The sequence below is a fragment of the Shewanella aestuarii genome (assembly GCF_011765625.1).
Taxonomy (GTDB): domain Bacteria; phylum Pseudomonadota; class Gammaproteobacteria; order Enterobacterales; family Shewanellaceae; genus Shewanella; species Shewanella aestuarii_A.
Window position 1 is genome coordinate 3,716,590 of record NZ_CP050313.1, and the last position, 13,581, is coordinate 3,730,170.

Genomic DNA, 13,581 nt, shown 5'->3' on the forward strand with positions numbered 1-13,581 from the left:
TTGGCTGTTAACTAGAGGTCTAACTCTAATCCTAGCTTATATAAGGCATTTTTCTTTAGCCCATGTATCTGCGCCGCAATCGCCGCAGCTTTTTTAAGCGGCAATTCTGCCGCCAACAAAGTTAACGTTTCAATCGCGACTTTAGGCACAGCGTCCTCATCTTGCTGTTGAATAAAACCATGGCACATCAGCACAATTTCGCCTTTTTGCTGATTATCATCCGCCATCACCATCGCCAATACTTCTGCAGCAGTGCCCGACAAAAAAGTTTCAAATGTTTTAGTCACTTCGCGTGCCATCACAATTTGTCGGTCTTCACCTAGGGCCTTCACGATAGATTCAAGACTTTGTACTATTCGATGTGGCGACTCATAAAAAATCAATGTTCGAGGGTCTTGCTGCAAGGCAGATAATTTATCTAAGCGGCCTTTTTCTTTGGCGGGCAAAAAACCTTCAAAACTGAATCGGTCTGAAGGTAAGCCAGATGCACTCAACGCAGTGATGGCTGCACAAGCTCCTGGTAAGGGCACCACTTTATAACCCGCTTCACGCACGTGCTTCACTAAGTGATAGCCAGGGTCTGAAATTAATGGCGTACCTGCATCAGAAATTAATGCGACTGATTGCCCTGTAGCTAGTTGCTCAACAATCCACTGGGCGCGGTCACGCTCATTGTGATCATGAATCGCGGTTTTGCGAGTCGATATTCCAAAATGACTTAATAATTTTCCGCTGTGACGGGTATCTTCACAGGCAATCAAACTCACTTGATTTAACACCTCAATTGCACGGCTAGTGATATCTGCATAATTGCCGATGGGTGTGGGAACAATATAAAGTGCTGCGGTTTGATCCATAACTACCTCAATAAACTCCGTCAGCAAGACTTTCGCCAAGCCAAAGAGCAGGTTAAACTAAAGCCAGTATCTTACCAGAGTGAAGCCCTGTGTTAAAAAGACTGATTTCAATTAAATTTATATCTGCCGCCACTGTTGCCTTATTAGTAGCTGGCTGTACGGTTACCAAAGAACAGCAAACGCTGATTAACTCATCACTAGTATCGGTTGAGCAACCTGCTAGCGTATATTTATCTGAGGCAACCAAAAGCACCTTAGATGAAAAACGTGATCGCTATTTATTGTTAGCCGCGCATGCTTATATTAATGACGGTAACTATAGCGCAGCTGCCAATATTCTTACATCAATGCAAAAGTTGATGGTAAAAGAGCCAACCATTTTAGCTGAGCACGTTTATTTAACCGCACGTATCACTGAAAAAACCGTGACGCCTGAGGCCGCACTAGCAAAGCTACAATATCCAGCTCATTGGCAGTTACCTCGTTGGCAAATGGCAACATACCACCAATTTAAAGCACGGCTTTACCGAGAAACTAAGCAACCGATTGATCAAGTTAGGCAGCTGAGCATGTTAAGTAATTACCTGCCGAAAACCGAAATGACTCAAGTCAATGACGTCATCTGGCAGGTGTTACAACCTTTGCATGAAGAAACGATTAAAACCTTTATGCAAGAAGCCTCTAACCCCACGTTTTCTGGTTGGTTACAATTAACTTATATCGCTAAGCATTATGCGGTAGAACCGACGCAGTTGGTGAAATACTTAGGAGAATGGCAACGTAATAACCCTGAACATCCTGGGGCACTCAAACTGCCATCCGATTTAGAACAAGCACTGAATGCAAAACCATTTAAGCCACAAAACATTGCCATTTTATTGCCTTTATCAGGCCCTAGAGCCTCGGTAGCCGAGCCGATTAGAATGGGCATCATGGCCAGTTATATGAATGAGTTTGATAGCAAGGTCACCTTGCATTTTATTGATACTCAAGCGGGTATCGAACTCGCTTACCAACAAGCTCTGGATAAAGGAGCCGACTTTGTTATTGGCCCTTTATTACCCAATGAAGTTGAAGAACTTCAACGCATAAACCAAAACAAACAACCGTTAATTCCGCAGTTGTATTTGAACCAAACAGAGCAATTTACCGCCATTGATAACCAATTTTATTTTTCATTATCTCCCGCTCAGGAAGCCAGTGATGCCGCTAAAAAGCTGTTTGCTGATGGCGTTGAATTACCCCTTTTGCTTGTCAGTAATGATGCCATTGGCAAGCGTATGGCAGAAAGCTTCAACCAAGCCTGGCAAAGCTTGAGTGAGTCGACCGCAGAGGTACACTATTTTGATCCCGGTGATCAAATGAAGCTAACAGTGCAAGAAGCATTAGGGGTTAAAAATAGCCAAGCTCGTATTGCTCGCATGAAAGAGCTATTGGGCAGTAAGCTTGAAGCAGACTTCCGCTCTCGCCAAGATATTGATGCCATTTACATGGTGTCACAATCACAAAACTTAACCCTATTAAAAGCGTTTTTAGATGTTAACTTTAGTGTTTTTGCTGAGCCTGTCGCCCTTTATACCTCAAGCCGTGGCCGACTAGAAAATGAGTCAAACCAATCGGCACAAGAGCTTAATAAAGTCATGATTAGTGATATTCCATGGTTATTACAAGCTAATGATGAAACACGCATGGTAGAAACATTATGGTCCAATTGGAACAATAGCCAAAAACGCTTATATGCAATGGGCTTTGATGCACTGGATTTAGTTAATCGTTTAGCACAAATGCATGCTTTCCCCGGTTATCAATACAATGGCCGCAGTGGTGCATTATCGGTTCAACCTAATGGCGTAATCGAACGTAAATTAACATGGGGTAAATATCAGCAAGGCAGACTTACGCCACTATGATATCAGGGAAAAAGACAAACTCTGGGCAACTTGCAGAGCAACAAGCTCGTGAGTATTTGCAGCGCCAAGGGTTAAGCTTTGTGGCTTCAAATGTCCGTTTTCCTTTCGGTGAAATTGATTTAGTGATGCAAGATCAACAATCTTTGGTGTTTGTTGAAGTTAAATATCGCCAATCAACGGCTTTTGGTGGCGCGATTAATGCCATCAGTGCCAAACAAATAAAACGTATTCGCTTAAGCGCCAATGCCTATTTACAACAACAAGCGATTAATCCCCCTTGTCGATTCGATCTGGTCGCCATTAATCACAACCAAATTGATTGGATTAAAGGATGTTTTTAGCCTTCAATAGTTACCAGCGCATTGATTTATGGCATTATAGCGGCAGATTACTTAGGTCAATAAACTCAAACCTATCTGGCTTTAGTAGAAATTTTTTATCGTAAGGATTGTTGCATGCTAGAACGTATTAAAGATAGCTTCACAGAATCAATTCAAACTAAAATTGATGCTGCAGAAGCCTTACCTGAGTCAATTGAAAAAGCAGCTGAGATGATGGTGCAATGCTTACTTGGCGGCAATAAAATTCTGTCTTGTGGTAATGGTGGTAGTGCGGGTGATGCACAGCATTTTTCTGCTGAGTTACTTAACCGCTATGAAATTGAACGCCCACCTTTACCTGCAATTGCCTTAAGCTGTGACACATCAACCATTACCGCCATTGCTAACGACTACAGTTATGATGAAATTTTCTCTAAGCAAATTTTAGCCTTAGGTCAACCTGGTGATATTTTACTGGCCATTTCAACCAGTGGTAATTCAGGCAATGTCATTAAAGCTATGGAAGCGGCTCTAAGCCGTGATATGACCATTGTTGCGTTAACTGGTAAAGACGGTGGTGCGATGGCTGGGCTTATGAGCGTAGGCGATGTTGAGATCCGTGTTCCTTCTAATGTGACTGCGCGTATTCAAGAAGTTCACTTATTAGTTATTCATTGCTTATGTGACAACATCGACCGCACCTTATTCCCGCAGGACGATCAAGCATGATCAAGCTTGTAATTATCATGTCAGTCATCACCTTATTGCAAGGCTGTGCTGGTGCGGTAATGGTTGGTGCTGTTGGCGGCGCAAAAATGGTGAACGATAATCGTAGCCTGTCTACTCAGATCAGCGATACTAACGCAGACTTTGAGATTGCCAGCGCCTTGTCCAAGCAAGAGGATATCTATAAACAAACCAATATTACCGGTGTAGTAATGAACGGGAATGTATTGATGATAGGCCAAGCGCCTAATTCAATGCTGCGTGACAAAGCAATTAAGATTGTACAAGGTCTTGAAATTGGCGGTAAAATACACAATCAAATTCGCATTGGCAATCCAACGTCATTTACTACACGCAGTAATGACACTTGGGTAACGACCAAAGTTAAAGGTCGTATGCTAAACGAGAAAAACTTAGACGTGACTCGCGTTAAAGTAATTACTGAAAATGGTGAAGTATTTTTACTTGGATTAATTGAGCGCGAACAAGCTGATTTAGCCGTTGATATTGCCCGTAATACCGCTGGCGTACGCAAAGTGATTAAAGTGTTTGAGTATGTGCAGCCCAGTGATGATAAATAAACATTGAAAAATACGACTTCAATCACTAACCAATAAAAAAGCCTCTTGATTGAGGCTTTTTTAGCTGAAAAATAACCTTAAATTAAACAATCATACCGATTTTTTCATACACATTCTTAAGAGTAACTTCAGCACGAGCACGGGCCTTTTCCGCTCCTGATTTTAACACTTCATCCAAATAAGCTTGGTCAGCCCTAAACTCATGAAAACGCGCTTGTAATGGCTCAAGCATGGCGACAACGGCTTCACCAGTTGCGACCTTTAAATGGCCATACATCTTGCCTTCAAACTCTTTCTCAATAGAAGCGATAGACTGGCCATTACAACCTGACATCAAGCTTAGCAGGTTGGATACACCTGGCTTTTCATCCACATCAAAACGCACCACCGGAGGCTCTTGGCTATCCGTCATGGCTTTTTTGACTTTCTTCATAATTGCTTTTGGATCATCAAGTAAACCAATCACGTTGTTACGGTTTTCATCCGACTTTGACATTTTCTTTGTCGGCTCTTGCAGTGACATGACCTTAGCACCTGTTGTTGGAATAAATGGCTCTGGTACAACAAAGGTCTCACCGTAAGCATTATTAAAACGGGTCGCAATATCACGGGTTAACTCTAAATGTTGTTTTTGATCCTGGCCAACCGGCACTTCATTAGCTTGGTAAAGTAAGATATCAGCAGCCATAAGCACGGGGTAATCAAACAAACCCACATTGATGTTGTTAGCATGTTTTTGCGACTTATCTTTAAACTGTGTCATGCGGCTAAGCTCACCCATTTGGGTATAACAGTTTAATGCCCAGCTTAACTGTGTGTGCTGAGGTACTTGAGATTGTAAAAATACAGTGCTTTTTTTAGGATCTATACCACAGGCTAAATAAATAGCTAGGGTATCTAAACAGGCTTCACGCAATTTGGCTGGATCTTGTCTAACGGTAATTGCGTGTAAATCTACTACGCAATAAATACAATCATGGCTATCTTGCATACCAACCCATTGACGTAACGCGCCCATGTAATTACCAATACTAAGCTCACCAGAAGGTTGAGCGCCGCTGAAAACAATGGGTTTAGTCATGGGTGTATATGCTCCAATTACTGTATTTAAAAAATTATTTAGAAAGTAAACATTGACCAATTTGGCCAAAATCATCGCAAACCAGATTAGGATTACTGGCACTAATAGGCTCACCGTAGTTGTAGCCGTAGGTTAACCCAATAACGGCCACATTGGCAGACTTAGCGGCTAAAATATCATTCTTTGAATCCCCAACCATCAATAACTGCTCAGGTTGAATATCCCACTGCCTTATTAGATGCATTAAAGGCATGGGATCTGGTTTCATCTTAGCTAACGAATCACCACCAAGCACGTAATCAAACAACTCAGTTAACTCAAAGGCCTTAAGCAACGGAATAGTAAACTCGTAGGGTTTGTTAGTAACAATAGCTAAATGGTATCCAGCATTTTTTAATGCTTTTAGCGTTGTTAACACTTTAGGATACAAGTTACTATGCTTTTCAAGATTCAAACCATAGTGGTGCATAAATATTGGCATGGTTTGCAGCAGCTGTTGCTCACTGACTGTCTGACCAAGGGCATAGGTTAATGCGCGAGTCATTAATACTTTAGCGCCATTACCAACCCAACTACGCACCTGCAATTCAGTCGCTAAAGGCAACCCCAACTCAGCCAAAGTCGCATTAGTCGCCGCGGCTAAATCAGGCACGCTGTCGATTAACGTACCATCTAAATCAAAGGCTATCGCGGTTATCTTTTGAAAATCTGTCATATAAATCAACAATTTTTGGCCAAAACTAAACCTTAGCTAACTCATCACGCATCTGATCAATTACAGCTTTGTAATCTGGCTTGCCAAAAATGGCTGAGCCAGCAACAAACATATCAGCACCTGCGGCAGCAATTTCAGCGATATTATCCACTTTAACACCGCCATCAACTTGCAGACGAATATCATAACCGCTGGCGTCAATGCGCTCACGCACTTGACGTAATTTATCTAACGTTGAAGGGATAAAGGATTGACCACCAAAACCTGGGTTTACCGACATTAATAAAATAACATCTAGCTTATCCATAACATGATCTAGATAGTGTAAGGGAGTCGCTGGGTTAAACACTAGACCAGCTTTGCAGCCCGATTCCTTAATTAGCTGTAATGTACGATCAATATGCTCAGACGCTTCTGGGTGAAAAGTAATAATGGAAGCACCGGCTTTAGCAAAATCAGGAATAATACGATCAACGGGTTTAACCATTAGATGCACATCAATATCAGCTGTGATCCCATAATTACGTAACGCCGTACAAACCATTGGGCCAATGGTTAAGTTTGGTACGTAGTGATTATCCATTACGTCAAAATGTACAACATCGGCACCGGCTTCAAGTACAGCTTGAACATCGTCACCTAGGCGAGCAAAATCGGCAGATAAGATTGAAGGAGCGATTAAATATGGTTGCATCTTGGTCTCACAGCTGAGTAAATTTGGCGATAGTTTACCCTGTGGCGTTGCTAGGCTCTAGTTAAACAACAAAAAAACGCTACCAACGCGGCACAACAAGTTTGATTTTTAAAATTATCAGCTGATAAATGTACATAATCTGTACTAATTTGTTATAATCTTGCGAAGTTGTATACAATTTTAAAATAGCATTTGAGATATCTAATTTTGTCTGATTGGTACTATGCTTCAAGATCGTAATAGAGAATGTATATAAGCAGTTGAGATAACAAAATTTAACATTTAACTAAATATATCATTTAACAATCTTAGTCATTCAATGGAAAGGATCCCTAACATGGAACAGCGCCCACATCGTTTGTTAACTCGCTTTCGCACTAAGCCGATGAAGTCTGTATCCGTGTTATTGGCCACCACCTCATTACTGATGATTAGCAGTTTTGCATTACCTACTTCAACTCACTCTAACGCAACACAAGCTTGCGTTTGTAAAAGTGATACGACATATAATACAAGCTTGCCTAGCAATCACCCTACGAATCGCTGCGCAACTCAACAACATGATGTAAGCTGGAAGAACTGGATTACGGGCAATAGTCGCTCTGGTCAGTTTCATTTTATCGATTTGATCGAACTTCTATATGGGCATAAAGACAAGCCGTTAAGCGATATTCCCACCCCTAGTAAACCCGAGCAATTATAGTCTTGTCTATTTGGCGAGTATTTAGCAGTACCGTTGCCGCTTTTTTTGGTGTCCAAACAGAGCAAAATCGTCATCGAGATTTCCAGCAGCAATCACCTCTACCCTTTATCATCATGGGAGTCATCCTAGCATTTGTATTTGTTATTGGTTTACTTGCCATAGTCAGTCAAGTATTAGAATAAGGCTTTACAGCGCTTAATCATTTGAGTTTTTAATAATATGCTGGAATTAGAAGAGATATATCGCCGAGATCTTAACCTGTTAATTGCACTGCAAGTATTAGTGGAAGAGCGCAGTGTTACCCTAGCCGCAAAGCGTTTACATTTAAGTCAATCTGCCACAAGCCGTATCCTTGCTCGATTAAGGGATATGTTGAATGATCCATTATTTACCCGAGTAGGTCAGCAATTATTACCAACTGACTTTGCACTTGAATGTTATCAAAAATTACACCAGCCCACCGGTCAATTAATTGAAATATTATCACCTAAAACATTCAACCCAGCAGAATGTCAACAGCAGTTTGCCATTGCTGCAACCGATTATGCCATGCAAGCATTAGTCCCCTTTATTTTGCCAGAGATTTATCAAAAAGCGCCAAAAATCAGGTTAGAAGTGCTACCCGTACAACACAAAGAATTACAGGCTCAGTTAAGTATAAAAGGGGCAGACATGGCGATTTGTCGTGCCATCGATCAAACAATGAATTTACAAAGTGAATTTCTTGGAAAGGTCGGTGTCAGCTGCTTACTCTCAGCTAATCATCCATTAGCAAATCATGAGATTAGCTTAGAAGATTATTTACATTATCCTCACGCTACCATTGCCATAAGTGATGGGGTAAAAGCTATGCTTGATAATGCTATAAGCCAATACCCATCAAGAACAGAATTACTTAGAACGCCCCATATTGATAGCGCCCTAGCCATACAACACATCACCCTCTGATCATCACCTTACCTGAAGGGATGGCAGAAATTGTAGCTCATAGGCATCAGCTAAAGGTGAAACCTTTGCCATTTAAAATACCTAATTTAGATTATCACTTATTTTGGCACTCTAGATGCGAACAAGACAAAGCACAAAAGTGGCTGCGACAAGAAATTATTGTCGCCACCCATAAACGCTTACTAAATTAGAAATGTAATAAGTTAAAAAATCGAGCGAGTGATTAAAGCTTTACTAGTACTCTGCCTGTAACTTGACCTTTAATAATCTGCTGCGAAAAATCAGGAACTTGTGCAAGAGAAATACTCTGACAAGCTTGCTGATAGTAGCTTTCAGGTAATAGTTTTATCACCTCTTGCCATGCAGATTGACGTTTTTCAAATGGGCAAGCAACTGAATCAATACCAAGCAAATTAACACCACGTAAAATAAAAGGCATTACCGTTGTAGGTAAAGCAAAACCGCCAGCTAAACCACAAATAGCAGCAGCGCCACCATAGTTCATTTGTGCCAATGCTGTCGCAAGCACTTTATTACCAACAGTATCGACTACACCAGCCCAACGCTGTCTTTCTAATGGTGTAGCATCTATATCAAGTTCGCTACGCTCAATCACTTCTTTAGCGCCTAACTTGATTAATAGCGGAGCATTTTCTTCAACACGTCCTGAACTGGCGACTACCTCATAACCAAGCTGAGCCAACAAGGTAACAGCCACACTACCTACACCGCCGCTTGCGCCTGTGACCAAAACTTCACCATCGCTGGGTTTAACACCAGCTTTCTGTAAAGCCTGCACACAAAGCATTGCAGTTAAACCTGCAGTGCCAATTTGCATCGCTTTTACTGCATCACAATTACTTGGCATCGGCACTAACCAATCCGCTTTAACACGCGCTTTTTCTGCTAAACCACCCCAGTGGTTCTCACCGACACCCCAACCGGTCAAAATAACTTGGTCACCTGCTTTGTAGCGCTGGTCACTTGACTCCAAAACCGTTCCGGCAAAATCTATCCCTGGAACCATAGGGAAATTGCGAATAATTTTACCCACACCAGTTACGGCCAAACCATCCTTATAGTTTAATGATGAGCAAGCTACATCAACTAAAACTTCACCTTCAGGCAAATCGGTTTCAGAAATTTGACTTACTTGCGCTAAAGTCTGTTTATCTTCTTGGGTCAGAACAAGTGCATTAAACATAATGGATTCCTATTTACTTTGATAAAACGATCATAAGCGATTTATATATATCACTAAAGTGCATTTTTCACATACAGCTCATGCATAAAAATCATTAATCAATATATTCAGCTAGTACGAGGGTAAATATAGTCTACATAGGAAGTTTTTACTGATGAGATCAATCAGTAATATAAGGGTAACAAAAGAATTAAGCTGACAAAGCATGGTGAGGATGCCTTTAAAATTAATGCCAGTGGGAGCTCAAAGCTAAAAAGAATATGCTGCAGACAAACACCATAACCTTTTATTATTTAGTTCCTGAAATAACCTTCACTCACATGGACATAGTTGCCCAGAATCTTACGTTTATAGTAAGTGGTAATAGCGACATTATGGTGTTGGCAGAATTCAATATTGGTGCCTTTAAAATTGTTGCGCTGCTGAAGTAGCTCTAACCACTGTGCAGCTGTTCTGTGTGTTTTCATCACCTGCTCCAAATTTATCATTGAGCAGGTATTTTAAAATAGTCAGATTATCGATGCGAGGTGTGGTTCGCTAGACGGTTACGTTACTAATAAGTACTATTCGATATGAAAAATCAAAATGCAAAAAGCCCGTTACGCTAGTAACGGGCTTTTTGGCTTTAATTGGCATCTGGAAATGACCTACTCTCACATGGGGAGACCCCACACTACCATCGGCGATACTGTGTTTCACTTCTGAGTTCGGAATGGGATCAGGTGGGACCACAGCTCTATGGTTTCCAGACAAATTTGTCTATTTAACGCCTTGGCATTAAATAATAATTCGGAAAGCTGATTTGAGTTCACACTGCTTAAGTGCTTTATCCTAATACTAAGTATCAGTACGACCTCCACGGAAGGAGGAAGTGCTTTAAACGTCTGGAACGTTTTAAGTAAAACCCATCTGGGTTGTATGGTTAAGCCTCACGAGTCATTAGTACATGTTAGCTCAACGCCTCACAACGCTTACACACCATGCCTATCAACGTCCTAGTCTCGAACGGCTCTTTAGAGGTCTTAAAGACCTAGGGATGACTCATCTTAGGGCTCGCTTCCCGCTTAGATGCTTTCAGCGGTTATCGATTCCGAACGTAGCTACCGGGCAATGCTATTGGCATAACAACCCGAACACCAGCGGTTCGTCCACTCCGGTCCTCTCGTACTAGGAGCAGCTCCCTTCAATCATCCAACGCCCACGGCAGATAGGGACCGAACTGTCTCACGACGTTCTGAACCCAGCTCGCGTACCACTTTAAATGGCGAACAGCCATACCCTTGGGACCGACTTCAGCCCCAGGATGTGATGAGCCGACATCGAGGTGCCAAACACCGCCGTCGATATGAACTCTTGGGCGGTATCAGCCTGTTATCCCCGGAGTACCTTTTATCCGTTGAGCGATGGCCCTTCCATTCAGAACCACCGGATCACTATGACCTACTTTCGTACCTGCTCGACGTGTATGTCTCGCAGTTAAGCTGGCTTATGCCATTGCACTAACCGTACGATGTCCGACCGTACTTAGCCAACCTTCGTGCTCCTCCGTTACTCTTTGGGAGGAGACCGCCCCAGTCAAACTACCCACCAGGCACTGTCCTCAACCCCGATTAGGGGCCAGAGTTAGAACATCAACACTACAAGGGTGGTATTTCAAGGACGACTCCACACAAACTAGCGTTCATGCTTCAAAGTCTCCCACCTATCCTACACATGTAGGGTCAATGTTCAGTGCCAAGCTATAGTAAAGGTTCACGGGGTCTTTCCGTCTAGCCGCGGGTATACGGCATCTTCACCGCAATTTCAACTTCACTGAGTCTCGGCTGGAGACAGCGTGGCCATCATTACGCCATTCGTGCAGGTCGGAACTTACCCGACAAGGAATTTCGCTACCTTAGGACCGTTATAGTTACGGCCGCCGTTTACCGGGGCTTCGATCATGAGCTTCTCTTGCGATAACCCAATCAATTAACCTTCCGGCACCGGGCAGGCGTCACACCGTATACGTCATCTTGCGATTTTGCACAGTGCTGTGTTTTTGATAAACAGTTGCAGCCACCTGGTATCTGCGACTCCCAGCAGCTTAGAGAGCAAGTCTCATCACCACCAGGAGCGTACCTTCTCCCGAAGTTACGGTACCATTTTGCCTAGTTCCTTCAGCCGAGTTCTCTCAAGCGCCTTGGTATTCTCTACCCGACCACCTGTGTCGGTTTGGGGTACGATTCCCGCTAACCTGAAGCTTAGAAGATTTTCCTGGAAGCATGGCATCAACTACTTCATCACCTTAGTGACTCGTCATCAGCTCTCAGCGTTATGTGTTCCCGGATTTGCCTAAGAACACCGCCTACTACCTTAAACGCGGACTACCAACGCCGCGCTAGCCTAGCCTTCTCCGTCTCTCCATCGCAGTTAGCGGAAGTACAGAAATATTAATCTGTTTCCCATCGATTACGCCTTTCGGCCTCACCTTAGGGGTCGACTCACCCTGCCCCGATTAACGTTGGACAGGAACCCTTGGTCTTTCGGCGAGGGAGTTTTTCACTCCCTTTATCGTTACTCATGTCAGCATTCGCACTTCTGATACCTCCAGCGTGGGTTACCCCTTCACCTTCAACGGCTTACAGAACGCTCCTCTACCGCTTGCACCTAAGTGCAAACCCGTAGCTTCGGTGTATTGCTTAGCCCCGTTACATCTTCCGCGCAGGCCGACTCGACTAGTGAGCTATTACGCTTTCTTTAAATGATGGCTGCTTCTAAGCCAACATCCTAGCTGTCTAAGCCTTCCCACATCGTTTCCCACTTAGCAATAACTTTGGGACCTTAGCTGACGGTCTGGGTTGTTTCCCTTTTGACGACGGACGTTAGCACCCGCCGTCTGTCTCCCGAGTAGTACTCATTGGTATTCGGAGTTTGCAAAGGGTTGGTAAGTCGGGATGACCCCCTAGCCTTAACAGTGCTCTACCCCCAATGGTATTCGCTCGAGGCGCTACCTAAATAGCTTTCGAGGAGAACCAGATATCTCCCGGTTTGATTGGCCTTTCACCCCCAGCCACAAGTCATCCGCTCATTTTTCAACATAAGTCGGTTCGGTCCTCCAGTTGATGTTACTCAACCTTCAACCTGCCCATGGCTAGATCACCGGGTTTCGGGTCTACGCCTTGCAACTAAACGCGCAGTTAACACTCGGTTTCCCTACGGCTCCGCTATTCGCTTAACCTCGCTACAAAACGTAAGTCGCTGACCCATTATACAAAAGGTACGCAGTCACGGTCTCAAGAACCGCTCCCACTGCTTGTACGTATACGGTTTCAGGTTCTATTTCACTCCCCTCACAGGGGTTCTTTTCGCCTTTCCCTCACGGTACTGGTTCACTATCGGTCAGTCAGGAGTATTTAGCCTTGGAGGATGGTCCCCCCATATTCAAACAGGATATCACGTGTCCCGCCTTACTCGTTTTCATCAATGGTTAGTTTTCGTGTACGGGGCTATCACCCTGTGCCGCTGTGCTTTCCAACACATTCCACTAACACCCCACTGACTTAAGGGCTAATCCCCGTTCGCTCGCCGCTACTAGGGGAATCTCGGTTGATTTCTTTTCCTCCGGGTACTTAGATGTTTCAGTTCCCCGGGTTTGCCTCCTACAGCTATGTATTCACTGCAGGATAGTTGCTTATGCAACTGGGTTTCCCCATTCGGACATCGTTAGCTCAAATGCTTGTTACTAGCTCGCCAACGCTTTTCGCAAGTTACTACGTCCTTCATCGCCTCTGACTGCCAAGGCATCCACCGTATACGCTTAGTCACTTAACCATACAACCCAAATGAGTTTCACTTGAGCTGTA

The 13,581-nt window shown here is 43.4% G+C and carries 13 protein-coding genes and 2 rRNA genes; 7 read left to right on the plus strand and 8 right to left on the minus strand.

The features are described from left to right. Window positions 1-11: 11 nt before the first annotated feature. Complete coding sequence (gene rsmI / locus HBH39_RS16135; RefSeq protein WP_167679680.1) at window positions 12-857, minus strand: 16S rRNA (cytidine(1402)-2'-O)-methyltransferase; 846 nt, start codon at window positions 855-857, stop codon at window positions 12-14. A gap of 89 nt (window positions 858-946) precedes the next feature. Between rsmI and HBH39_RS16140 the strand changes: the two genes are divergently transcribed. The 4 genes from HBH39_RS16140 (at window position 947) to dolP (ending at window position 4,394) form a co-directional block, all read left to right on the plus strand. Beyond that, window positions 947-2,767 carry a penicillin-binding protein activator gene (locus HBH39_RS16140; RefSeq protein WP_167679681.1) on the plus strand — a complete coding sequence of 607 codons (1,821 nt, stop codon included), beginning with the start codon at window positions 947-949 and terminating at the stop codon, window positions 2,765-2,767. Next, window positions 2,764-3,108 carry a YraN family protein gene (locus HBH39_RS16145; RefSeq protein ID WP_167679682.1) on the plus strand — a complete coding sequence of 115 codons (345 nt, stop codon included), beginning with the start codon at window positions 2,764-2,766 and terminating at the stop codon, window positions 3,106-3,108. The genes HBH39_RS16140 and HBH39_RS16145 overlap by 4 nt, the downstream gene beginning before the upstream one ends. A gap of 114 nt (window positions 3,109-3,222) precedes the next feature. Then, complete coding sequence (locus tag HBH39_RS16150) at window positions 3,223-3,816, plus strand: phosphoheptose isomerase (RefSeq protein ID WP_167679683.1); 594 nt, start codon at window positions 3,223-3,225, stop codon at window positions 3,814-3,816. Continuing rightward, window positions 3,813-4,394, plus strand: a complete 582-nt coding sequence (dolP, locus tag HBH39_RS16155; RefSeq protein ID WP_167679684.1) for a division/outer membrane stress-associated lipid-binding lipoprotein — start codon at window positions 3,813-3,815, stop codon at window positions 4,392-4,394. The genes HBH39_RS16150 and dolP overlap by 4 nt, the downstream gene beginning before the upstream one ends. Window positions 4,395-4,476: 82 nt before the next feature. Here dolP and trpS read toward each other — a convergent pair whose 3' ends face one another. Genes trpS through rpe form a run of 3 tightly spaced genes read right to left on the minus strand, consistent with a single transcriptional unit; the run spans window position 4,477 to window position 6,884 of the window. Then, window positions 4,477-5,475 carry a tryptophan--tRNA ligase gene (trpS, locus tag HBH39_RS16160; RefSeq protein ID WP_167679685.1) on the minus strand — a complete coding sequence of 333 codons (999 nt, stop codon included), beginning with the start codon at window positions 5,473-5,475 and terminating at the stop codon, window positions 4,477-4,479. A gap of 34 nt (window positions 5,476-5,509) precedes the next feature. Further along, window positions 5,510-6,190: a phosphoglycolate phosphatase gene (locus tag HBH39_RS16165; RefSeq protein WP_167679686.1), complete on the minus strand. Its 681-nt coding sequence runs from the start codon at window positions 6,188-6,190 to the stop codon at window positions 5,510-5,512. A 25-nt stretch (window positions 6,191-6,215) separates the two neighbouring features. Continuing rightward, window positions 6,216-6,884 (minus strand): ribulose-phosphate 3-epimerase, encoded by a 669-nt coding sequence (gene rpe, locus HBH39_RS16170; RefSeq protein ID WP_167679687.1) that lies wholly within the window; start codon window positions 6,882-6,884, stop codon window positions 6,216-6,218. A gap of 337 nt (window positions 6,885-7,221) precedes the next feature. Here rpe and HBH39_RS16175 point away from each other — a divergent pair, with 337 nt between their 5' ends. From HBH39_RS16175 to HBH39_RS16185, 3 genes are read left to right on the plus strand one after another with little or no spacing between them, the layout of a single operon-like run. Next, a complete protein-coding gene (locus HBH39_RS16175) occupies window positions 7,222-7,587 on the plus strand; it encodes a hypothetical protein (RefSeq protein ID WP_167679688.1) in 366 nt (121 codons plus the stop codon). Continuing rightward, the gene (locus HBH39_RS16180; RefSeq protein WP_167680122.1) at window positions 7,584-7,769 is read left to right on the plus strand and encodes a DUF2970 domain-containing protein; all 186 of its coding nucleotides are present in this window, start codon (window positions 7,584-7,586) and stop codon (window positions 7,767-7,769) included. The genes HBH39_RS16175 and HBH39_RS16180 overlap by 4 nt, the downstream gene beginning before the upstream one ends. Before the next feature lie 37 nt (window positions 7,770-7,806). Further along, entirely contained in the window at window positions 7,807-8,535 is a 729-nt protein-coding gene (locus HBH39_RS16185) for a LysR family transcriptional regulator (RefSeq protein WP_244325683.1), read from the plus strand. 223 nt (window positions 8,536-8,758) lie between these two features. Here the strand turns inward: HBH39_RS16185 and HBH39_RS16190 are convergent, their stop codons facing one another. The 4 genes from HBH39_RS16190 to HBH39_RS16205 form a co-directional block, all read right to left on the minus strand. Continuing rightward, on the minus strand, window positions 8,759-9,739 hold the full coding sequence (locus HBH39_RS16190; protein WP_167679689.1) for an MDR family oxidoreductase: 981 nt from the start codon (window positions 9,737-9,739) through the stop codon (window positions 8,759-8,761). Window positions 9,740-10,032: 293 nt separating this feature from the next. Further along, entirely contained in the window at window positions 10,033-10,206 is a 174-nt protein-coding gene (locus tag HBH39_RS16195; RefSeq protein ID WP_244325684.1) for a hypothetical protein, read from the minus strand. 167 nt (window positions 10,207-10,373) lie between these two features. After that, a 5S ribosomal RNA gene (gene rrf / locus HBH39_RS16200) occupies window positions 10,374-10,489 on the minus strand. A 168-nt stretch (window positions 10,490-10,657) separates the two neighbouring features. Then, window positions 10,658-13,549, minus strand: a 23S ribosomal RNA gene (locus HBH39_RS16205). Between the last annotated feature and the right edge of the window lie 32 nt (window positions 13,550-13,581).

What these genes read in the sequence shown, in the direction of transcription:
- rsmI (WP_167679680.1), bottom strand. Translation starts at nt 857, where the DNA reads ATGGATCAAACCGCAGCACTTTATATTGTTCCCACACCCATCGGCAAT.
- HBH39_RS16145 (WP_167679682.1), top strand. Translation starts at nt 2,764, where the DNA reads ATGATATCAGGGAAAAAGACAAACTCTGGGCAACTTGCAGAGCAACAA.
- HBH39_RS16150 (WP_167679683.1), top strand. Translation starts at nt 3,223, where the DNA reads ATGCTAGAACGTATTAAAGATAGCTTCACAGAATCAATTCAAACTAAA.
- dolP (WP_167679684.1), top strand. Translation starts at nt 3,813, where the DNA reads ATGATCAAGCTTGTAATTATCATGTCAGTCATCACCTTATTGCAAGGC.
- trpS (WP_167679685.1), bottom strand. Translation starts at nt 5,475, where the DNA reads ATGACTAAACCCATTGTTTTCAGCGGCGCTCAACCTTCTGGTGAGCTT.
- HBH39_RS16165 (WP_167679686.1), bottom strand. Translation starts at nt 6,190, where the DNA reads ATGACAGATTTTCAAAAGATAACCGCGATAGCCTTTGATTTAGATGGT.
- rpe (WP_167679687.1), bottom strand. Translation starts at nt 6,884, where the DNA reads ATGCAACCATATTTAATCGCTCCTTCAATCTTATCTGCCGATTTTGCT.
- HBH39_RS16175 (WP_167679688.1), top strand. Translation starts at nt 7,222, where the DNA reads ATGGAACAGCGCCCACATCGTTTGTTAACTCGCTTTCGCACTAAGCCG.
- HBH39_RS16185 (WP_244325683.1), top strand. Translation starts at nt 7,807, where the DNA reads ATGCTGGAATTAGAAGAGATATATCGCCGAGATCTTAACCTGTTAATT.
- HBH39_RS16190 (WP_167679689.1), bottom strand. Translation starts at nt 9,739, where the DNA reads ATGTTTAATGCACTTGTTCTGACCCAAGAAGATAAACAGACTTTAGCG.
- HBH39_RS16195 (WP_244325684.1), bottom strand. Translation starts at nt 10,206, where the DNA reads ATGAAAACACACAGAACAGCTGCACAGTGGTTAGAGCTACTTCAGCAG.